The sequence below is a fragment of the Candidatus Hydrogenedentota bacterium genome (genome assembly GCA_012730045.1).
Taxonomy (GTDB): domain Bacteria; phylum Hydrogenedentota; class Hydrogenedentia; order Hydrogenedentales; family CAITNO01; genus JAAYBR01.
On sequence record JAAYBR010000138.1, the window covers coordinates 40,633 to 64,022 of the forward strand.

A 23,390-nucleotide genomic window follows, 5' to 3' on the forward strand; every position below is an offset into this window, starting at 1 on the left:
TGGGACTTGTCCGAACGCGGGAGGTCTTTGTGCAATGAGTGCTTGTCGCCGTGAGGGGGGGATGGTGCTGCTCGTGGCAGCCCTGATGGTGCTGGGCACGGCCGTGGTGTATCCGGGCATCTTCCTGCGGGGGGAGATCGCGGGGCCGGCGGACGTGCTGTGCAACCTGCGCCCCTGGGAGGCGTACGCGCCCGAGGGCTGGAACGGCAACCCCTACCACATCATGCTGGACATCTACGCCTTCTTCTCGCAGACCTACCACAATGTCCGCGAGGGCTTCCAGCGCGGGGAATGGCCCCTGTGGAACCCGTACCAGATGGCGGGCATGCCCGTGCTCGCCAACTACCAGGCATCGGTGTTCTATCCGCCCCGGATGCTGCTGCTCGTTCTCGACCTGCCCGTCGCGATGACGGTCTTTGTGCTGCTGAAGATCTGGCTGTGCGGGCTGACGGCCTATCTCGGCGGGCGGGGGCTGGCCCTGTCGCGCCGCGGCTCGCTCTTCCTGGCCGTGGCGTGGGGCTTCGCGGAATACAACCTCATCTGGGCCAACTGGCCGCTGACGGACGTGGCGGCGTGGTTCCCCATCCTGATCCTGGGGGTCGAGTGGGCGCTTCAGGGGCGCTACCGGCGGGGGCTCGCCGCGGGCGCCTTTGCGGGCGCCATGATGCTGCTGGCGGGCCATCCGGAGACCGTCTTCACGTTCGGCGTGGGGACGGGCCTCTACTTCGCCGTGCGGCTGCTGTTTCAGGCGCTCCGGCGCGGGCCCGTGGTGCGGCCCGTGCTCGTGTGCGGCGGGCTGTGGGTGATCGCGGCGGGCGTCTGCGCCGCCCAGCTCCTCCCCTTTGCGGAGTATCTGCTGAACAGCGCCACCTTCTACGCGCGCCACGACATGGAGCACATGGTCTCCTACCCCCTCCGGTCGCTGGTGGCCGTGTTTGTGCCGCGCTGCCTGGGGGCCGAGTACCTCAAGAACTACTGGGGTCTTGTGAACGCCAACCTCGACACCATGCTGCATCCCGGCGCGGCGGTCCTGCTGCTGTCCGGCTGGGCCTTCGCGCGCGCGGCGCGGCGGCCCTCCGCGGCGGCGGACACGGACGCGGCGCCCGACCTGTGGCCCGTCCGGCTGCTGGCCCTGTTTTTCAGCGGGTTCATCTGCATGGGGCTGGCCTTCTGCATCCCCTCGCTCGACTGGGTGCACCGCCTGCCTGTGTTCGGCGCGACCCTGCGCGGGTACTACGTCGCCTTTCCCCTGTTCGCGCTGGCCCTCGCGGCCGCCCACGGGCTGGACCGGTGGACGGCGGAGCGGCGGCGGCCCACCGACCTGCTGGTCCCCCTCGCCGTGACGGCGGCCGGCTTTTCGGTGGCGGCCGGGGTGTGCGTCTTCTTCTGGAAGGTGCTGGTGCTGGAGGGCGTGTCCGGGCATGTCCTGCTGCACACCGGGGTTGCGCTGGGCCTGTTTCTGGCCGTGGCGGCGGCCCTGTCGCTCCAGTGTTTCCGGCCCATGCCCCGCACGGTGGCGGCGCTGGTGACCCTGCTCACGGCGGCCAACCTCATCTACGGCCAGTGGGGCCTCAACCCCACCTCGCGCCGGGAGGACTTCTTCCCCCGGACGAACCTCACGGACCACCTGCGCGCCAAGGGCCAGCCCTGCCGGATCGGCGTGAACGAGGGCGGGCTGCCCTCGGGCATCATGAACGTCTACAACATCCAGGACTGGCTCGGCTACGACGGGCTCTATCCCGGCCGCGTCTGGAAGGTGCAGCGGGGGCTCAAGACGGACATCTGGGAGGCCTTCGAGCCCGCCGCGGCCATCCAGTACTTTCTGAACGACCCCCGCTATCCCTCCATCATGCCCAAGGACGTCCTGGCCCGCCTGGAGCTGGAGGCGGAGGTGGACGGCGTGCAGGTGATGCGCAACCCGCGCGCCCTGCCCCATGCCCGGCTGGTCCCCCGCGCCGAGGTCGTGCCCGACCCCGACGCCGCGATCAAGCACATGAAGGCCCCCCCCTTCAACCCGGCCGAGGTGGTCTTCCTGGAGGCGGCCCCCGCCGACGGCGTGCCCCCGGCGGTGGCGGGCGATCCCGGCGCGGTGCGGGTGCTGGACTACGGCTGCCAGCGCGTGCGGCTGGAGGCCGGCGCGCGCGCGGCGTGCATGCTCGTCCTCGCCGACGCGTGGTATCCCGGATGGACGGCCACCGTCAACGGCGCGCCCGCCGAAGTCCTCCCGGCCTACCACTGTTTCCGCGCCGTCAAGGTGCCCGCAGGCGCCTCCGAGGTCGTATTCGAGTACAAACCCTGGACCCTGCCCGCGGGGCTGGCCGTGTCCGTGGCTTCCCTGCTGGGGATCGGCGTCTTCGCGGCCTGGTCGCTGCTGCGCGCGCGGCGGCGCGCCTCAGCCGGGGGATGACGCCATCACCAGCGCGGGTTCGGCGGGGTCGCAGCGGTAGAGGTAGAGGCTCTGCATGCCGGGCAGGATGACGCGCCCCCAGGGGATGTCGTTGTCGCGCAGGGTTTGTTCGAGGGACTGGCGCTGGGGCAGGCTCTCCGGGCCCACGAAGAGCACCCACACCCCCGTGCCCGCGCGCACGGTCTCCACCGCGCGCGAGGCGGTCTCCTCGGGGCTCAAATACCGCTCGACGGGCACCGGCAGCCCGGGGTCGTTGCAGCGCAGGATGCGCATGAGGTTCCAGTTGTCGGTCATGGCCGCGGGATGGGTCGCGGCGTGCGCGCGCAGGAGGCCCGCGGCGGACAGGTAGTCGTGGCGCATGGGCAGCGCCGCCGCCGCCGCCGCCAGCACCGCCAGCATCGCCAGGGGCGCGGCGGCGTGGGCCCAGCGCGCGGGGCCGCGCAGGCGCGCGGCGGACACCCCCACCAGCAGGCACAGGGCGGGCCACGCGTAGAGGACGTAGCGGCGCTGGAAGGCGTGGGGCTTCCAGAACTGCGCCACCAGGAACAGCGCGGCCACCGGCACGAGGAACCACGCGAGCAGCACAAGGGTCTTCCGCAGTTCCCGGCGGGACTCCTCATCGCGGCGGAGCGCGCACCGCACCGCGAAAAACAGCGCCAGCGCCAGCGTCAGCAGGTAACACCGCGCCAGGGCCAGCTCCACCGCCGGACGCAGGGGCAGCAGGTCGGCGGCCAGCGGGTGCGCCGGGTCGCGGAGGACCGTCGGCGAGTTGTACTCCGCCCAGCGCAGGTTCTCCCCGTCCGCGGAGAGCACCCCGCCGGTGAGCGTGTCGTCCCCCGCGTAGAACCCCGCCCCCGTGACCACCGCCCAGGAATTTCCCCAGCCCGGCGGGGTCACAGGCGGGTCCGGCGCGGGCTTGATCGTGGCGACATAGCCCAGCACCGCGAGCAGGAACAGGGCGTGCGCACCGCCCCAAAAGAAGCGTTCCCGCCAGGACACGCCGCGGGCGAACAGCACGATGAGCCCCTGGGGCAGGAAGAACAGCGGCGCAAAGAGATGGCTCCAGAGCATCAGGAGGTTCGCGGCAAGGTGCGCCGCAAGCGGCGCGGGGCGGCGGGACTCCGTCCAGCGGAGCAGGGCGTCCATGGAGACCAGCGACAGAAACAGCATGAGGGCGTAGGGGCGCAGCCCCTGGCTGTGGAAAACCTGCCACGGCGACAGCGCCATCACCAGCGCCGCCACGCACCCCGCCACCATCCCGCCGAGGCGGCGGCCCAGCGAGAACACCATCACCACGGCCCCCGCGCCGAACAGGGCGGACAGCCCGCGCACCCACGCCAGGCTCCCCGGAAGCAGGCACGCCCAGAAATACTCCAGCGTGTAGTAGACCGGCACCATCTCCCAGTTGTCGCCGCGCTGGTCCCGCAGGAACTGAAGGAGGTTTGGCGCGTCCAGCCGGGCCGCCGAGAAAAAGTCGTCCATCCAGACCGACTCCGCGCCGATCCCGCGCAGGCGCAGCCCCAGCGCCAGCAGGAACAGGAAAGCCCCCGCCGCCCAGACCCGCGCCCGGCCGCCGGACAGTGTGGTGCAGCACGCCATGATGCCCCGCATTGTACGGCACCCCGGCCCGCGTCCGCACACGGGAGCGGGGCGGACGCGCACGGACTTGCATGGGCCCCATGGACGGTATGGACGGTATGGACGAAATGGACGAAATGGACGAGATGGACCGGGGTGAAGGAAGGGCCCCGGGGCTTCTTGCCCATGCCGTCCATCTTGTCCATTCTGTCCATAACGTCCAGTTTCTCGCCCGCTCCCGGCGTCGCGGGTGACACGGACCCGTCCCATTGGCTACTATGGTGCACATCACCGTCATCATTAGGGAGTTTCCCCCATGCGCCGTTTCCGATTTCCGCGCCCGCCGTTTGTGGCGGCCGCATGCGTCCTGCTGGCCGCCGCCGCCCACGCGGCGGTGATTGACCAGGAGGCGGACATCTCGGGCAGGTACATGCAGCTGCTCATGGCCCCCGGGGACGGCGGGGTCATCCACCAAATGCGGCTGCTGACGGGGGCGCAGAACCTTGTGGGCCCCGCGGGCATCCTGCTGGAGGGCTTCGGCGTGGCCAGCCCCTATGTTCCCAACCGCCGCCTGAATGAGACGCTGGAGGCGCTGGAGGAGTTCGGGGAGCGGCCCGTGCTGCGGTTCAGCTATGACTGCCAGGGCCCGAACATTGACGGGCTGCATGTGACCCGCCTGATGGAGCCGCTGCCGGACGAGGCGGCCCTGCGCGTGACCTGGACCGTGGAGAACAGGGGGACGGAGTCCCAGTGGGTGGCCCCCTGGATCGGGAACGACGTGCTGCCGGGCGGCGGCATCAGCGCGGACGACCGGCTGGACCTGCCGTCGGACGCGGGCGTGGTCCGGGCCACGCGCACGGCGTGGCATGTGGCCTCGCGCAACTGGCTGGCCGTGACGGCCCCCGCCGCGCAGGAGAGCCTCTACTGGGTCTTCAACTCCGACCAAATCCACTCGTATCTGACGCTCTGGGGCGAGTCGAGCGTGGGGCGCGGGGTGCAGGCGGCCTTTGTGCCGGTGCTGCTGAAGCCGGGCGCGTCGTGGAAGACGGTCTACCGCCTCGGCGTGACGCGCGGTCTCCGCCGCGTGGACTTCGCCACGGACGAACTGGCGGTGCAGCTGGAATACACCCCGGGCGCGCTGCTGGCGTACATCGCCACGGTGAAACCCATGACGGGCGTGCGCATAGACGCCAGCGTGGTCGCCGAAAACGGCCGGGTCTGGAAGCTCCAGGGCAAGCAGTTCGACACGGAGCCGGGCAAGGTCATCCGCTGCACCTACGCGTGGGAGGCCCCCGCCGACGGGCACTACGATTTCATGGCGCAGTTGAAGCAGGGCGGGCTCACGCTGCCCCTGGGCGTGGAGACCGGCTCACCCCACGGCGGCATAGACACGCGCTTCGCTGTCGGCGCCCCCAAACCGCGCCGCATGGAACCGTGGACCGACGCGCCCCACGCGCTGGACCGGGGTGCCCGCACCCTGGAGCGCGCGCCCGCCTTCGCGGGGGAGCCCCTGCTGTGGGTCGAGTCCGCGCTGGAGAAGGTCTTCCGCGAGGACCGGGTGAAGGCGAAGGGCGCGCCGTCGCCCGTGGCGCGCGTGAGTCTGGCGCGCGGCGAGCGCGAGGCCTTCCAGGTGTGCATGCGCCCGGAGACGGCCCCGCTGCTGGGCGTGTCGTTCACGCCGGGTGACCTCGTCTCGGAGACGGGCGACGCCCGCATCCCCGCCGCGGACATCACGGTGGCGGACGTCGGCTGGGTGCCCGTCCGCATCCCCTCGCACTTCGAGGGGCCCACGGGAAGCTGGCCCGACCCCCTCACGCCGCACAAGCCCTTCGTCGCCGACAGGGGCACGACCTCCGCCGTGTGGGTGACCATTTTCGCCCGGCCCGGCCTGCCCGCCGGGGTCTACCGCGGCCCCCTGCGCCTGGCCACGGTGGACGGCCCGCAGCGGGAGTTCACCATCGAGGCCCGCGTGCTCGATTTCGACCTGCCCGCCACGCCGGGGCTCAAGACCGACTTCGGCTACTGGGAGGAGACAGCGGTGGCGGGCGCCAAGGCGCGCGGCGGATCCGGCAACCCGGACGCCCTGCTGGCCGCCTACATGAAGAACGCACTGGAGCACCGGGTCACCCTGCGCGAGGCGGCGGCCCTGCCTGCCCCCGGCCCTGGAGACTACGCGGCGACCCTCCAGAAGCACCTGCCCGACCTGCGCGCCGCGCTGGCGGGCGGGGCCACCACCCTCGCCGCGCCGCCCGCCCTTTTGGACGCGCCGGAGAAGCTCGCCGCGCTGGAGGCCTTCGTCAAGCGCGAGAAGCTGGAGGGGCGGGTCTTTGTCCCCCTCAGCCACGAGCCCGCCGAGCCCGCGTGGCCCCGGCTCATGGAGAGCCTCGCGAAATGGCGGGCGGGCGCGCCGTCGGTGCCGGCCGCCGTGGGCACCCTCGGCCTGCGGCCCTTCCTCCCGGACGACGTGGGCCTGTGGTGCGTCCACGCGCAGGTGATGGACACGCCCGCGGGCATCGAGCTGCTCAAGCGCATCAGCGGCGGCCGCGAGGTGTGGTGGTACTTCAGCCACCAGCCCCCCCGGCCCTACGGCAACCTTTTCCTCGACTTCACGGCGGTGGAGCACCGCATCCTCTTCTGGCAGACGTGGGCGCTGGGCATGCGCGGCGTGCAGTACTGGTGTGTCAACTACGCCCCGGAGGGGCAGGACCCCTTCACCGACCCGCTCGACACGACGCCCGTGAACGGCGACGGCTGCCTGGTCTATCCGGGGAAGGACGGCCCGGTGAACTCGGTCCGCTGGGAGACCGTGCGCGACGGCATCGAGGACTACGACTATCTGGCGCTCTTCACGGAGCGGCGCGCCGCCCTGGCCGGGCGGGCCGCGCCCGAGGCCCTGACGGCGCGGGTTAAGGCGGCGGGCGACCTGTCGGCGCTGCTGCCCTCGCTGGTCACCTTTGCCCGCGACACCGCCGAGCTTCTGAAAAAGCGCGGCGAGATCGGCGAGACGATTGTCGAGATGGGGCGCGCGCTCAAGGCTGCGCCCGCCGCAAAGGCACCGATGGCCCCGCCCGCGCCCCCCGCGCCGAAACCCGCGTCCCCCGCGCTGAAACCCGCGCCTCCCGCGCCCGGCGTTGCGCCGGGCCTTCCGGGATCGCCCGCACCCCTGCCCGCGCCCGCCCCCGGCCCCACCAGGAACTTTGGAGCGAAGCCATGAACCCGACGCCCGCGCCCCCCCTTCCAGGTTTTGAGTGGGAATGTTTCGCCTGCGCGTCCACCGGACCGCTCACGGAGGACTTTCATTGTCCGCGCTGCGGCGACCCGCGCAGTCTGCGGGCGACGGCCGGGGTGCCCGCCGCGCTCTTTCACGACCGGCCCGAGAGCCTCTGGCACTACGCGCCCCTGCTGCCCGTGCGCAACCCCTTCCGCGCGGTCACCCTCGGCGAGGGGGCGACCCCGCTGGTGCCCGCGCGCCGTCTCGCGCGGGACTGCGGGCTCGGCGAGCTGCACCTCAAGAACGAGACCCTCAACCCCACGGGCTCCTTCAAGGACCGGCAGGTGTCCGTCGGCATCACCTGCGCCCTCGAACGCGGCTGCGACACCGTGGCCGTCGTGTCCTCGGGCAATGTGGGCGTGGCCGCGGCGGCCTACGCCGCCCGCGCGGGCATCCGCGCCGTCCTGTTCATGCACGGCCAGGCCGGCGCGGGCAAGATCGCCCAGGCCTGCGCCCACGGCGCCCGCGTGCTGCGCGTGGACACGCCCGCGCCCAGCGAGGCGTTTCGGCTGTGCCTCGACGCCTGCGCCGCCTGGGGATGGGCCCACCTGTCCACGGCGGGCATGTACGAACCGTGGAACGTGGAGGGCGCGAAAACCGTCGCCTACGAGCTGTTCCGCCAGTACGGCGGCGACCTGCCTGAGTGGGTGGTCGCGCCCGTCGGCGGCGGCGGCCTGCTGGGCGGGGTGTGGCGCGGTTTCCGCGACCTGCAGCGTCTTGGCCTCGTGGACCGCATCCCCCGGATGGCGGGGGTGCAGGCCGCCGGGTGCGCCCCCCTGAAGCAGGCCCTGGACGGGGGCTTCTCCTTTCAGGAGTCGCTGCGCCATCCCTGGCCCGATCCGAAGACGATGGCGGGCGGCATTGCCGATGACATCCTCTTCGACGGGCACGCCGTGCTCCCGGCGCTGCGCACGACGGACGGCGCGGCCGTCACCGTGGAGGAGGAGGAGATTAAGACGGCCGCCCTCGCCCTCGCGCGCGACGAGGGCATCCTCTGCGAGCCCACCGCCGCCGTGGCCGTGGCCGCCCTGAAGAAACTCCCCGGCGCGGGCCCTGACACCCGTGTCTGCTGCCTCGTCACGGGCAACGGCCTCAAAGACCTCGCCTTCTTCCAGGGCAGGACGTCCGGCCCCGTGCCGGTGAAAGCCACCCTGGAGGCCGTCCAAGCGGCGCTTGGGGATCAGGCCTGACCCCTCCGCCCCGCAATCCCCGCCGGTCCGGGCGCGGACGCGTTGCGCTTGCTCCGGCGGCCGGGGCTTGGCTACACTGGTCGGCCGCCACGAGACGGCGCAGACACCCCCGGACAGGACGCCCATGACCGACCGCCCACACGAGGAGGATCCCCGCCCCGAAGACAGCCTCTTCGGGGAGGAGGGGATGTGCGACCGGCAGCTCTCGCTGCCCTTCGCCGAGGGGGAGCCGCCGAAGCCGCTCTGCACGGTGGTGAAGGCGGACGGCACGGTGGAACCTTTTGACCGTGCCCGGGTGGCGGCGGCGCTGGTGCGGTGCGGCGGCGCGGGCGGCACGATTGACCGGCCCACGGCGGAGGGGCTGGCGAACGCGGTGTCCCTTTTCCTGCAGAAAACCCTCGCGGGCGGATCGGCGACGGTGGAGCAGGTGGACGACGCGGCGGAGCGGGTGCTGATCCACATGGGCCATGTGACGGAGGCGCTGGTCTTCACGCGGGACCGCGAGCGCCGCGCGCGGATGCGCCGCCTGCGCGAGGGGGACCTGCGCGCCGTGCTGCGCGAAATCCGCGAGGCCCGCTCGCCGGAGGCCCCGGGGGGCTTCGACTGGGCGGCGGTCCGCGTGCGCGACAGCCAGGGGCGCGTGCGCCCCTGGGACCGCGGCCGCATCGCCGACGCGCTGGTGCGCGAGACGGGGCTCGACCGGGCCGCCGCGGACCTGGTGGCGGCGGCGGTGGAGGGCCACATCGCCCGCGCGGGCATCACCGCGCCCACGACCTCGCTTCTGCGCGAACTGGCGGGTGCCGCTCTCGTGGAGCAGGGCCTGGGCGAGGCGCGCGAGCGCCAGCAGCGGCTGGGCGTGCCCCTCTACGACACGGCCCGGATGCTCCGCGGCCAGACCCCGGAGACCATGCGCGGCTCCCCCGACACCACGGCGCGCGTGCTGGCGAAGGCGCTCAAGCGCGAGTACGCGCTCACGGAGGTCTTCTCGCAGGACACCGTGGCGGCGCACCTCTTCGGCGACATCCACCTCCACCACCTGGAGGAGGTGGACCGGCTGCACGCCGCCCGCCTCGACCTGTCCGCATTCCTGCGCGGCGGCCTGCGCGTGCGCGGCGCGGTGCTGGCGGGGCCGCCCGAGACCCCCGACGCGCTGCTGTCGCAGTGGCTGCGGCGCCACGCCCTGCTGGAGCCCCTCTTTTCCGAAAGCCTGTGCTGGGAAGGGTTCAACCTGTCCGCCGCCCCCTACCTCGCGGGGCGGAGCGACGCGGAGCTGGAGCAGTTCGCGCGGATGGTCGTCTATGAGTTCGCGCACCACGCCCTCACCCGTCCGGACGCCGGCCCCGCGGCGCGCCTGTGCGCCCACTGGACCCCCGGCCCCGGCGCGGCCCTGCGCGAGGCCGTGGGACCCGGCGGCAATCCCGACGGGGAGACCTACGACCAGCACACCCTCACGGCCCAGCGCGCCGCCTGCGCCGTTTTTGCCGTGCTCGCGGAGGCCGCCGCCGGCGTGCCCCTCGCCGAGCCCGTCGCGGGCATCCTGCTGCGCGTGGGCGATTTTGACGGGCCGTCCACCCGGGAGATGCTTGCGCCTCTGGGCGCCCTGATGGAGGCCGGCGGCATGGCGGAGGTCCGCTTTGACCGGGGCGCCGACGAGGGCGCCCGCGTCGTCGCGCAGCGCGTGAGCGTCAACCTGCCCCGCGCCGCGCTCGTGACGGAGGACGGCCTGGCCGGACTCCTCCGGCATCTGGACCGGGCCCTCGCGGCGGCGGCCCAGGCCCACGAGGAGAAGCGGCGCTTCGTGGAGGAGCTGCTGGTCGCCGGGGAGCGCGGGCCCCTGGGACTGCTGGCCGGGGACGGCACGCCGCCGCTCCGCGCCGAGGACCTGGTGTTCGAGATTGCCCTGGAGGGGCTGCGGGAGTGCCTGGACCTGCTGCCCGGCGGCGGCGCGGGCGACCGCGACCGGCGGGCCGCGGAGATTCTGGCGCGGGCGGACCACACCTGCCGCGACCAGGCCCGGCGCCGGAACATGCGCCTGTCCCTCGTGGAGGGCGCCGGGGGCGACGTCTCCCAGCGTTTCGCCGCCCTCGATGCGGCGGCGCATCCGGCGGCCCTGGCCGCGCTGCAACAGCGCCGGCCGGACATGGAGGCCCCCGAGTACAGCCCCGGCGTCTCCCTGGGCGGGGGCTCGCGGCCGGCGGGGATGCCGGACCCCGAAACCGCGCTCCACGCCTTTCTGGAGGACGCCTGCCTTCGCGTGGAAACGCCCCCCGGCGCGGCGGTGCCCCTGCTGGCCGCCCTGGCCCGGGACACCCACTGCCTCGCGGTGCGCCCCTGAGAAGGACACCACGGAACACGTGGAGAACACGGATGGGACGGGTCCGCGTTGCATTTCGATGGTTTCCGGGAATAGGCTACGGGGAAAGCCCCGGACCGGGGCGGATGGAGGATTGTCCCATGATCTACACGCGCGTGGCGGAATTTCTGGAAGACTGGAAGGGCGAGTCGGGCATGACCCGCGCCGTGATGGCGGCGCTCACGGACGCCTCGCTCGCGCAGCCCGCGGGCGGCGCGGAGGACCGGACCCTGGGCCGGATCGCGTGGCACGTCGTCACCACGCTTCCCGAGATGATGGCGCGGACGGGGCTGCACCTGTCGTCGGTGGACGGGGAAGCGCCGGTGCCCGCCCGCGCCGCAGACATCGCGGCGGCCTACGGCCGCGCGGCGGCGGAGCTGGCGGAGCGGCTGGCGGCCGAGTGGACCGATGAGACGCTTGCCGTGACCGACAACCTGTACGGCGAGACCTGGCCGCGCGGAATGACGCTCCGCGTGCTGCTGCTCCACGAGATTCACCACCGCGGGCAGATGACGGCGCTGATGCGGCTGGCGGGGCTCCGCGTGCCCGGCACCTACGGCCCCGCGCGGGAGGACTGGGCGGCCATGGGGATGACGCCGCCCGCCGTCTGACCCCGTTGAAAGTAAAGTCCGCCGGACAATTGGGCCTGCCATTTCGCATAATTGGGAGTTCTTCTCAATTTCCTATTGCGAAAATGGCCCTCCTGTGGTACGCTCTTGGTGTGTTTGACGGAAGTGTTTTTCACGGGAGAACGGTCCAATGAGCCTCATGTCACGTCGCGCGGATAGTGTGTCCATCCTTCTTCTGCTGGCCGCCTTGGTGACCTTCTTGGTTCCCGGGGGAACCGCGCAGGCGCAGGAGTTCCCCCCCGCGCCGCTGGAGGTGCTGGAGTCGGAGACCTTCCATGTCCTGACCTCCGACGGCGATGAGATCTCGCTGGATATGACCGTCGCCCCAGGCACGGAAATGATCCTGGTGGCGGTGAGCGCGGGGTCGCTGCTGGGCGCGCAGGTGGACTATGTGGCGCCGGGGGGTTCGGCGCGGCTCATCGCCGAAACGGACGGCATGGCGTCGCTGGACATGACGACGGCGGTCTATTACCGCCGCCTGCCGGCGCCCTCCCCCGGAACCATAGGCGAGCTGCTGGTGGGCATGAGCAGCAGCTTCCAGGACTCGTTCAGCGCGGTGGTGACGGCGGTGTGCGTGCGCGGGGCGGACATGACGGACTTCCCGGGCACGGACACGCCCTTCGACGGTGACTGGGGCGAGTCGAGCGGGACGGCCGCCGGCTCGGTGGGGTACACCTACGGGGAGGGTTTCCGGCGGGGCGACCTGGTGCTGAACTTCATCGGGGCGGCAACGGGGGTGGGGGCGGCGGACCAGCCGCACATGGAGGAGCTGTCGCGGGCGTCGGGCGCCGGCATGACCGGCGTGGCGTCGGTAACGCGCGTGCTTGACACGCTGCCCAGCGAAACCTTCGGCTGGGCGGGGGTCACGGGCGAGTATTCCATGTTCATGGTGCCGTTGCGCCCGAGGGCCTTCGGTTCCCTGCAGATGGAGATCACGCCGCAGGCCGCGCGCAACGCGGGGGCGCGCTGGCGCATTGAGGGCGGGGGCTGGCTGGCCTCCGGCGCGCTTCTCAGCGGGGAGCCTTCGGGGAGCTGGCCCGTTGATTTCACGGACGTTCCGGGCTACAGGACGCCCTCGCTGACGGCGGAGGTGCCGCCGGACGCACTGGCGACGGTGACGGCCCGCTACCAGCGCGAGGGCACGCCGGAGGTGGTGGGCACGGCGAGCTTCCAGGGCACGGCCACGGCGGCGGGCGGGTTTGCCCTGCCCCTGTCCGGCGACACGCCCTGGGAGGGCGAGCTGGTGCTGATGACGCTTTCGGCGGGGCATGACGGCGCGTTGACGGTTTCCTGGCCGGATTCGGGCCTGAGCGCCTATCCCCAGCATTCCGCGCCCACGCAACTGTTCGAGTCCCCCTCTGCGGCGGAGACGGGCGTGCACACGCGGGTCTATTTCATGAAACGCCCCCAGCTCCTTGCGGGGGCGCACTATGACGGCGGGGTTGTGGTCACGCCGGCGGACGGGACGTCCGATGTGCCCTGCACGCTGAACCTGGTGTTCCTGCGCGGCGTGGACCTGGCCGCGTTCAGCGACCCCTGGGCCGCCACGGCGGCGTTCCCGGCCCCTTCCACCGTCTCCGGGACCGGCGTGTCCGCGTCTTATGCCTTCGACCCCCAGGATGAGCCGGTGAACGGCGAGGTGGTGTTCTCCGTCCTTTCGAGCGGCGGGCCGCTCGGCGGGGTGACGGACCCCACGCACACCCAGCTCTGGAACAGCCCCGCGCCGGGGGACGGCTTCGCCTCGGTGGGCGCGGTGCGTCCGTTTGAGCCGGAGCTGGACGACGCACTGCTCACCTGGGACGTGGCGGCGACGGAGCGGGCCTGGGAGCTGATGCTTGTCGTCCTGCCGGACGCGGGACGGGGGGACCTCCAGACCGTGCTCAACACGGCGCATATCGGCGAGCCCGCCCTGTGGCGGATCGACGGGCGGGAATGGCACCCGGCGGGCGAGCAGGTGCCGCTGGTGTCCGCGGGCTACCACTGGATGGAGTTTTTCAATCCGGACGCGCGCCGGTTCCAGGCGCCGTCGCCCCGCTGGGTGGTGGTCGCCCCGGATGTCGTGAACACGGAGCGCGCCTCCTTCTCCCTGTCGGGCATCCCCCACCCCTTCCAGATGCTCTCCTTCGAGGGGGTGACGGACAGCCACGGCAACCTTGAGGTGCGCGCGCAGCTGCCGGCGGACCCCGCCGACTACGCCGCCGAACTGCTGGTGGTTGCGATGGGGTCCCCCTCGGGCACGGCGGTCTCCGCCGCCCACAGCGGGACGGTGGAGCTGACCCAGTGGGCGCGCAGCGCCGACGCGCAGTCGGATTCGGCGCGCTCCACCCTGTTCGCGCGCTCCAACACCACGATTCCCGCAACGAGCGTGTGGGACCTGGACTACGGCGTCGGGGAGACGCGGGTGTGGGGCTCGGTGATGCTGTTCCGGAATGTGGACTCGGCGGCCCTGGGCCTCGGCGGACATCCCCCCTATCCGAACACGGCGGGCGGCGGGGGGACCGCCTCGCCGGCGAACGTGCTCAACACGCTGACCGGCGCGACGCAGTGGGACACGCTCTGCGGGGCGGTCAAGGCGAGCGGCACGGCCTCGCTGGACACGCACACCACGTCGCCGGTGATGAACCCCGCCTGGCTGTGGTGGCAGAAGGGCTACAACGCCGCGGGCGCGGTGAATCAGAGCTTCGTGGGGTATACCTCCCTGGCCGACGTGGGCGGACTGCCCGCCGCGGCCCAGGGCCCCACCTTCATTGTGAGCCGGTTCTGGGGCGGCGCGGAGGGGATGGTCCCCCACGCGACGGGGACGGTGACCGTGACCATAGACCCGCCCGCGCTGGCGGCGCGCCCCGAGATGCTGTGGCAGGTGGCGGGCTCGACGGGCAGTTTCGCCTCCGGGGCGTCGGCCGCGTCGTTGTGCGGCTGGCAGCAGCTCACGGTGGCCGAGCCCCCGGACTACCGGCTCACGGACCCGGAGGAGCTGTGGGTGGAGGTGGCGGAGGGGGAGACGGTCTCGCGGACGCTGCACTACGCGCCCCTGGCCGCGACGGGAATCCGCGTGTTCATCCTGCCGGAGAACGCCGCGCAGGGGGGGGCGACCTGGCGGGTGAAGGGGCGCACGCCCGAGGACACCTGGCACGGGGACGGGTACACCTACACCGGGATCACGGCGCAGGACGTGAACCGGGGCTGCGTGGAGCTCGAATTCACCGGGGCCTCCGGCTACGGGGATTATGACGCGCCCGCGACGGCCTGCTATACGGTCACCGAGGGGGCCACGAACCCCCATACCGTCACCTGGAACCAGCACGGAAACGTCAACTTCATCGTGGAGCCCCCCGAGGCGGCGGCGCAGAACCCGTTGTGGCGCTTTGCCGGCACGGAGACGTGGTACACCCTGGAGGACACTGCGGAAGCAGCGGCGGGCAGCCGGACGGTGGAGTTCTCCGAACTGGAGGGGTGGCGCGCGCCGGTGCTGGACGTGTTTGTCGCCCACAACGAGACCCGGACCCACACGGTGCGGTACGAGCCGTGGGGCACGCCGCGCGTGGTCGGCCAGAGCTTCTGGGAGGGCGACACCACCGGCCTCACGAATTTCGACATCGCCCTGCCGCGGCCGCTGCCCGACTTCTCAGTGGTGGCGCTGACCTGGCAGGCGGACTATGCCGCCCCCACCGTCACCCTGGACCAGGACCAGGGCACCTACACCCTCTGGGCCGAGAGAGCCAACGGCGCCGTGCGCGCGGCGATGTACTACCTGAAGAACCCGAACACGCAGGAGACGGAGGGCAATGTGGTCACGGTGCTCTTCGGCGGCACCAGCGCGGCCTTCTCCATGCAGGCCGTGTGCCTGTTCCTGAACGATGTGGACCTGGCCGCGCCGCTGTCTTCTTCCACGCATTCCGGAACCGCGCCGTCGGCCTCCCACGGCGGTCCCGAAGTGGTTCCGAGCGACGGCCTGTACCTTGACGTGATGAGTGTGGCTTCGGGCGATTTTTCACCGAACCTGGACACCGCGACAAACCACGAGGACCGGGACCTGGTCCTGCTCTGGAAGGGGCAGGCGGAGTCCAAGGCCCTGCTCGGGGGCGGCGCGCTGGTGACCGGCAAGGCGGTCACGGGCGGCAGCTATGAGAACGGCATCAGCTGGGCCTGCGCTTCGGACTGGGCGGGCGTTTGCGCGACCGTCCCGGCGGCGAAGGGGCAGCTGAAAGTGGACATTTTTCCGGCGGCGGCCGTCACTGCGGGCGTGCAGTGGAATGCCCTCCCGCGCTCGCTGAACTACACCGCAAGCGGGGCCACGCGCGGCAACGTGGCGCTCGGGGTCAACCCGCTCTCGCACAACAACATGAACGGCTGGGTCCCGGACCCGTCGTATTCCGCGGCGCCCGAGGTCCTGCCGGACGTCCTGAATGAGGCTGATTATTATTTCGTCCAGGGGGAGCGCGGCGGGGTGCGCGTGAACATCTTCCCGGCGGCGGCCGCCGCCGCGGGGGCGCAGTGGAAACTGACCAGCGAGGCCGCCATGCCGTGGCAGGACGGCGGCGCCGCCTACACGGACATGGTCCAGGTGGAGAAGAACTACATCATCGAGTTCAATCCGCCCTCCGGATGGACGCCGCCCGCGCGGCAGAACGTCTGGGTCCGCCAGGGGGAAATCGAGGAGGTCGCCGTGGTGTTCACCCAGGCGGGCGCCCTGCGCGTCTCGCTCGAGCGCGACGGCGCCCCCGTGGCGGGCGACTTCTGGATCTACGCGCCCGACCAGCGGGTGGCGGCGTCCGGAGAGACCATCCCGGACATTCCGCCGGGGGTCTACGACGTGTTCACCCCGGTGGTCAACGGCTACCTCAGCCCGCAGAACAACCGGGTGACGATCAATCCGGGCGAGACGGCGGACGTGGTGATGCGCTATGAGCCGCTGCCGGAGGTGGGGGTCAACGAGCTGCTGCACCCCGGCAGCGTGACCGGCATCGCCAACCCGCCGGAGGCGGCGGCGGCGGGCGCGCGGTGGCGCGTGGAGGGCTATGCCTGGGCGAACTCGGGGCAGTCCATTTCCAACGTGCGGCCCGGCGTGGTCCGAATTATTTGCGAGGATGTGGAGGGGTGGCTCCCGGTGGCCCCGTTTGACGCGGTGGTTTCGGCCGGCCGGGGCTCGACCGTCAACATTTACTACTTCCGCGTGGAGCAGTACACCCTGGGGCTCATCCCCGAGATCACGGCGGTCCAGGGGCAGCGCACGGCGGTGCAGGTGCTGGTGCCGGAGGACATGCCCCCGGGCACGGTGCTGTCCTACACCCTGAGCGGCGCGCCCGACGGCCCCATCACGTTCAACCCGTCCTCCGGCGTGTTCACCTACACGGCGGCGGAGACGGATGTGGAGTCCTTCCAGGTGACCTTCTGCGCCACGCCGCCCGGCGGCGACCCTGTCTGCCAGGCCGTGACGGTGTACCCGGTGGCGGGTCCGGTGACCGAGGACGACACGGTGAAGCCGGACAATCCGGACAGTTTCATCCCGGACGAGAACTCGCGGGACTACATCACGATCTCCGAAGACATCCACATGACGCGGACGTGGAACGCGATGCCCAAAGTCGAGGTGAGGAACCTGCGCATCAGCGGGAAGACCCTGCGCATCCAGGACGGGCACGAGAACAACCTGTTCAACGAGCTGGACGCCAGCGCGGTCCGCGACCTGTACAGCGTCACCCTGTTCGCGGAGAACGTGGTGGTGGCGGGCACGCTGCGCATTCCCGGGGCGCGGGTGACGATCACGGCCCGAAACCTGGTTTTCGAGGACCTCCCCGGAAACCCCGGGCGGATTGACCTGACCCCCTACGCCATCACCACCGCCCCGGCCACCGGGTCCGCCGGCTTCAACGGGCAGGACAGCGGGGACCTCTTCCTCAACATAGAGCACTGCGCCTTTGACAACAGCGGCTCCGTCAAGCGCTTTGTCCTCCACGGCGCGCGCGGACAGGACGGCGGCGCCGGGCAGGACGGCGTGAGCGGCGGCGTCGTCGAGGTAAGGGGCCCGTCGTCCTTCGGCTGGCAGGACAAGGTGAAGAACGCGGGGGTGGACAGCGCCACGCGCACGGAGATGGTGGGGCGCGTCATCTACCTGCACAACGCCGACGTGACCGAGGCGCGCGGCGCGGCGGTCTGGCCCACGCCCCACACCCCCATCATCGCGCGGGGCGCGCCGGGGAAAGGCGGCGACTACGGGACGCTCCTGGCGCCCTTCAGCCAGTTCGCCGCGCTCATTGACGCCGACTATGGCGACCCCGGGACGCTTGACCCGGATGTCCCCGTTGTGGGCGACATGCCCGTGCCGGACCCCGGGTTCTGGCTGTGGATCGGCGACCCCGACGCCACCGGCCCCTCCGGGGCCACGCGGGCGCTCGCCGAAAGCCAGGGACTCCAGCTGAACCACCGGAAGAAGGACGACTGGGAGGTGTACTGGTACCGGAATGAGGATCCGAACCAGACGCAGCTCCAGGACGAGACGCAGGGCGGTCTGATCCGGGGGAACCCGGCGCCTCCGCTTGAACACACCCCGGCCGGTGCCGAGGACGCCTGGATCTGCCCGGAGGTGCTCCAGCCGGCCCTCATGCACCTGAAGGATCTGTACCTGAACGGGAACACGCTGCGGGTGCGCAGGACGGCCATGGAGTACCTGAACCGCATCTACGGGCGCCTGGCCTACCACCCGCCCGCCGCCGACGAGGCGCGGATTCTGGAGACGCTGGCCGGGGAGCTGCAGGTCATCTACGAGCGGGCCGCCGCGGGGCTGGACTACTTCGGCAACCCGCCCGGATGGACGCCCATGCTCTCCTTCGAGGCGAACGCCACCCTCTTCCGCGACGAGTACGAGAGCGCCGTGCGCACCCTGTTCCTCTCCAAGTGGATCGAGGACGAGGAGCACCGCAAGGAGACGAACGTCGCCTCGATCAACGCAAAAATCACCGAGTATGAGCGGCAAATCACATCCCTCCAGTCCACGATCAACCGCAAGCGCGCCGAACTGCCCGGGCTGGCGACGGGCGCGCAGGCGCTGGCCGTGGAAAAGGCCAATCTGGAGGCCGAGAGCGCCATTCTGGAGACCAAGCTGCGCGAGCGCGCGCAGGAGGAGGCCGAGGACCCGTGGTGGAAGAAGGCGCTCAAGGTGACCACTTCGCTGCTCAAGGTGATCCCCCTGCCGGAGACACAGCTTCTCGGCGGGGCGATAGACCTCGTGCAGGACTTCTCCTGGGAAAGCGCGGCCCAGCTCGCCGACAACGGGGTGGAGTTCGGGCTGAACATGCAGCTCGACCGCTACGGGAACGCCCTGGACCAGGTGGTCAACACGGCCGCGGCCATAGACCCGTCGGTCATAGACAGCCGCGAGGACGCGGCGGCCCTCTACGGCGACTACAAGACGAAGCTGGACGCCCTGGCCCAGGAGTCCGTGAAGTACCAGGAGGCGGTGCGCGTCAACGGCGCGCCCCAGTCCAAGGTGGAACGCATTTTGGACGAGTTGAAGGCCAAGAGCGCGGCCTTCCAGGAACTGGCCGGAAAAATCAAGGACCTGACGGACCGGGAAACGACGGCGACGGACAGGTACAAAACACTGTCCACGGAGCTGGACCAGGCGGTCACCGACCTCGGAACAACCCTGGTCGCCCTGGGCGAGCAGCGCCAGTCCCTGCTCACGACCACGCGGTCCCAGGACCACCGGTCGCGCCAGTACTTCAAGGACCTCGACCAGCGGGTGCGCCACCGCCTGCTCAAGTACCACTACTACATGGCGAAGGCCTACGAGTTCCGCACGCTGAAGCCCTACAACCAGCCCATCCGGCTGTCGCAGGACATCCTGACGGCACTCATGCAGAAACTGGCCGAGCCCGACCCCATGAACCCGGAGCTGCGCCACGGGCCCGTGCTCACGGCCGACGAGGTGGAAACCCTCAAGGTGCCGTTCGAGCAGGACATGCGCGCCGTGGTCGAGCGTTTCGTGGACGACGCGAACGCCGCGGGGGTGGACCAGGAGCTGCCGCTGACCTACGCCCTCTCGCCGGAGCAGCTGGACACCCTCAACCGGCGCAAGCGCCTCACCATCAACCTCCAGCAGCTCGGCATCCTCTCCCTCGGGGAGGACAACCACCGCATCCGCGGCCTGGTCACCGATGCGGTCACGGCGGGCTACGCCGGGGGCGACCCGGACAACGCCTATCTGGACATCTCGTACACGCACAGCGGGGTGTCGCGCATGCGGTCGCGGGGGAAGGTGCTGAAGTTCCAGCACTACGCCAAGCCCGACGCGACGCCGCTCCAGTGGAAGGCGCGCTACACGAACTACAACGGGTCGTGGACCGAGTCCACCCTGAGCAGCGAGGCGGACTCCATGCTCGACTTCATCGGGCTGGAGGAGAACCAGTTCTATTACTGCGTGCCGTCCGCGTGGGCCGACATCGAGATCCGGCTGGACAGCCCCTACCGCGACGGGTTCACGGTGAACAGCCTGCGGCTGGCCTTCCTGCTCAGCTACACGCCGAAGCCCGCGAACGTCTCGGACATCTACGTCGCCTCCGGCGGCGGGGTGTCGCCGCGGGTGGATGTCAGCGTTCCCGACGTGGTGGACGGAAAGACCGGCGGCTACCGCGAGTTCTTCCGCCAGTACGCTTCAGCGGGCACCGTCACCCTCACCACGACGCCCGTCTACGGCACCTACGTGTTCTCCCACTGGAAGCTCGACGGCGCGGCGGTGCCGACCAAGGGCGCGCAGCCCTCGATCACCGTGCCCCTGTCGTCCGGCCACATCGTGGAGCCCGTGTTCGTGCCCGGGCCGGTCACGACGCCCAATGTCGTGGGCAAGGCCTACGCCCCCCGGGTCGAGCCGCCGCCCGGCACCGACATGGCCGAATACTCCTACCCCATCGGTGCCTACTCCGACGCGGAGTACCGGCTTGTCAGCGAGGGGCTGGCCCTCGGCCTGGTCCGCTACGAGCAGACAGGCGACGACGCCGACAAGGGCAAGGTGCTGCGCCAGTACCCGACCCAGGGCACGACGGTGGCGAAGGACTCCCAGATACACATCGCCGTGTCCACCGGCACCGACCCGGCGGGCGAGGACCCGCTTGACGCGGCCATGGCCGCGCTCCTGGCGGCCTTCGACGCGCTGGACACGGACGCCAGCGGCGGCCTGTCGTGGGACGAGGCGCTGGCGGGCTATCCCGGCCTGTGGCCCGAGGACTTCGACGCCCTCGACACGGACGAGAGCGGCGAGCTGAGCCCGGAGGAGGTGGGCTATGTCCCGCCGCTCTGCGAGATCGGCGCGCGCCTGAGCGTCTTCCGCATGCTGCAGCTCTTCGCGGGCGACCCCGACGCCGACGGCCACCTCACGAAGCAGGAGTTCCAGGATCTCACCGGCTTCATCGGGATCCAGATGAACAACTGGGGCCAGCTCGACACCAACGGCGACGACCGGGCCTCCATGCCGGAGTTCGAGGTGTCCACCTGGACCGCCCTCGACCCACTGTTCGCCCTCGACACGAACGAGGACAACGCTGTGTCCCTGGCGGAGTACCAGGCGTTCAATCCGGCGCTGCCTGCCGCGGTGTTCAACGCGGCGGACCTGACCACCCCGAAGAACGGCGTCATTGACTGCGACGACCTCGAGTTTGTCGTGGTCACGGTGCCGGACATCGTGGGGCTTACGCAGGCCGAGGCGGAGGCGGAAATCACCGCCGCCGGGCTGGCCGTCGGCCAGGTCGCCAGCGAGTACAGCGACACCGTGCCCGCGGGCGAGGTCATCCAGCAGAATCCGCTGGCCGGGACTCCCGCGGCGCCGGGAGCCATGGTGCACATGGTGCTGAGCCTCGGGCCGACGCCGGTACCCGTGCCCGACATCACCGGCATGACCCAGGCGGCTGCCGAGGCGGCCCTCACCGGCGCGAATCTGTCCGTTGGACAGGTGTCCGAGGCGTATGACGCCACCGTGCCCGCCGGACAGGTCATCAGCCAAGATCCCGCCGCGGGGACCGAGGCGCCTCCGGGCACGCCGGTGTCCTTCGTCGTGAGCCTGGGCGTGCGCATGATCGCCGTACCCGACCTTTCCGGCATGACCGCCGCCGGGGCCGAGGCCGTGCTGCTCGGCGCAGACCTCACCCTGGGCGCGGTCACGGAGGTGAACAGCGACACCGTGCCCGCCGGACAGGTCATGGGCCAGAGCCCGGCGCCGGGCGTGGAGGTCCTGGAAGGGACCGCCGTCGCCGTGACCGTGAGCCTGGGGCCGCTGCCCGTGGCCGTGCCCAATGTCACCGGCATGACCCAGGCCGCCGCCGCCGCCGCGCTCTCCGGCGCGGGGCTGGCCGCCGGCCAGGTCTCCGAGTCCTACAGCGACACCGTGCCCGCCGGGTCCGTCATCAGCCAGAACCCCGCCGCATGGACCCCGGTCCTTCCCGGCGCGGCGGTCGCCCTGGAAGTCTCCAAGGGCCCCGCGCCGGCGGGCGACATTCCCGTGCCGAACCTCGCCGGGATGACCCAGGCGCAGGCGGGCGCGGCGCTCACCGCCGCCGAACTGTCCCTCGGCACGGTCTCGGAGGTTTACAGCGCCACCGTGCCCGCCGGGCAGGTGATCAGCCAGAGCCCCGCCGCAGACGTGAAGGTGGCCGCCGGGACGGCGGTGAACCTCACCGTGAGCAGGGGCCCCGAGCCCGCCGTGGTGCCCGATGTCACCGGCAGGACCCGGGCAAACGCGGAGGCCGCCCTCACGGGCGCGGGGCTGGCCGTTGGCCAGGTGGTCGAGGCCTTCAGCGACACGATCCCCGTCGGCCGGGTGATCAGCCAGAACCCCGCCGCGGACGCGGAGGTGCCGCCGGGAACGGCGGTGGACCTCGAAGTGTCCAAGGGCCCGGCGCCTGCGGGCGACATTGAGGTGCCCGGCCTCGCCGGGATGACGCAGGCGCAGGCCGCGACGGCGCTCACGGACGTGTCGCTCTCGCTCGGCGCGGTGACCGAGGCGTACAGCGAGACCGTGCCCGCCGGGCAGGTCATCCGCCAGAATCCCGCCGCCGGGGCGATGGTCGCCGCCGCCACGCCGGTGAACATTCTCCTGTCCAAGGGCCCCAATCCCGCGGACGGGGTGGCCGTGCCCGACACGGCCTACATGACCGGGACTGTTGCCGAAGGCATGATCACCGGCGACGGGCTCACCGTGGGCCAGACCACCGGGGAGTGCAGTGACACGGTGCCCGAGGGGCGCGTGGTCCGCACCGATCCGGCGGCGGGCACGGTGGTGGCCCCGGGCGCGGCGGTGAATCTGCACGTTTCGAGCGGGCCGTGCCCTCTGACGGTGCCGAATGTGGCCGGGATGACGCAGTCCGCCGCCGAGGCGGCGATCACCGGCGCGGGCCTCACGGTCGGCGCGGTGACCGAGGCCTTCAGCGACACGGTGCCCGCCGGGTCCGTCATCAGCCAGGATCCGGCCGCCGGCGCGCAGGCGCCCCCCGGCGCGGCGGTGGCCCTCGTGGTGAGCAAGGGCGTGGATCAGGCGGTTTCGGACGCCGCGCGGGCGTCGCTGGCGGGGATGTTTGAGGACGCCGACACGGACGGCGACGGCTCCCTGAGCTTCGGCGAGGCGCAGGCGGCCGTGCCGTCGGTGACGCAGCTCGTCTTCAACGCCCTCGACACCGACGGGGACGGCCAGTTGTCCGCAGAGGAGCTGGGCGCCGAGACCGGCTGCGGGTGCGGCTGCAAGAAGTCCGACATGACCGTGGACGGCCTGAAGTCGCGCCTCGGCGACCTGTTCCTGGGCGGGCTGGCGCTGACGCTGCTGGCCGCCGCGGGACGCCGCCGGATGCCGTAGTGAATGACTGAATCAAGCCGCCCGCCGGGGGGATGCCCCGGCGGGCGGTGCTCTTTTTGGGAGGGAATCGGACTGATCGGTCGGATCGGACCGATCAGACCAATCGGTCGGACAAGTCAGACCTGT

General features: G+C 71.4%; 7 protein-coding genes. 6 read left to right on the forward strand and 1 reads right to left on the reverse strand.

Translation table 11 applies throughout. The features are described from left to right. Positions 1–34: 34 nt before the first annotated feature. A complete protein-coding gene (locus tag GXY15_14735; GenBank protein ID NLV42466.1) occupies positions 35–2,407 on the forward strand; it encodes a YfhO family protein in 2,373 nt (790 codons plus the stop codon). On the opposite strand, the gene GXY15_14740 is transcribed toward GXY15_14735, so the two are convergent. Continuing rightward, positions 2,393–4,018, reverse strand: a complete 1,626-nt coding sequence (locus GXY15_14740; GenBank protein ID NLV42467.1) for a hypothetical protein — start codon at positions 4,016–4,018, stop codon at positions 2,393–2,395. The two genes, GXY15_14735 and GXY15_14740, sit on opposite strands and share 15 nt — an antisense overlap. Before the next feature lie 283 nt (positions 4,019–4,301). Between GXY15_14740 and GXY15_14745 the strand changes: the two genes are divergently transcribed. From GXY15_14745 to GXY15_14765, 5 genes are all read left to right on the forward strand, one after another. Next, the gene (locus GXY15_14745; protein ID NLV42468.1) at positions 4,302–7,199 is read left to right on the forward strand and encodes a DUF4091 domain-containing protein; all 2,898 of its coding nucleotides are present in this window, start codon (positions 4,302–4,304) and stop codon (positions 7,197–7,199) included. Further along, complete coding sequence (gene thrC, locus GXY15_14750; protein ID NLV42469.1) at positions 7,196–8,446, forward strand: threonine synthase; 1,251 nt, start codon at positions 7,196–7,198, stop codon at positions 8,444–8,446. The genes GXY15_14745 and thrC overlap by 4 nt, the downstream gene beginning before the upstream one ends. Positions 8,447–8,570: 124 nt before the next feature. Then, a complete protein-coding gene (locus GXY15_14755; protein ID NLV42470.1) occupies positions 8,571–10,781 on the forward strand; it encodes a hypothetical protein in 2,211 nt (736 codons plus the stop codon). A 122-nt stretch (positions 10,782–10,903) separates the two neighbouring features. Then, positions 10,904–11,410: a hypothetical protein gene (locus GXY15_14760; protein NLV42471.1), complete on the forward strand. Its 507-nt coding sequence runs from the start codon at positions 10,904–10,906 to the stop codon at positions 11,408–11,410. A gap of 178 nt (positions 11,411–11,588) precedes the next feature. Next, positions 11,589–23,264, forward strand: a complete 11,676-nt coding sequence (locus tag GXY15_14765) for a PASTA domain-containing protein (GenBank protein NLV42472.1) — start codon at positions 11,589–11,591, stop codon at positions 23,262–23,264. The last annotated feature ends 126 nt before the right edge of the window (positions 23,265–23,390 follow it).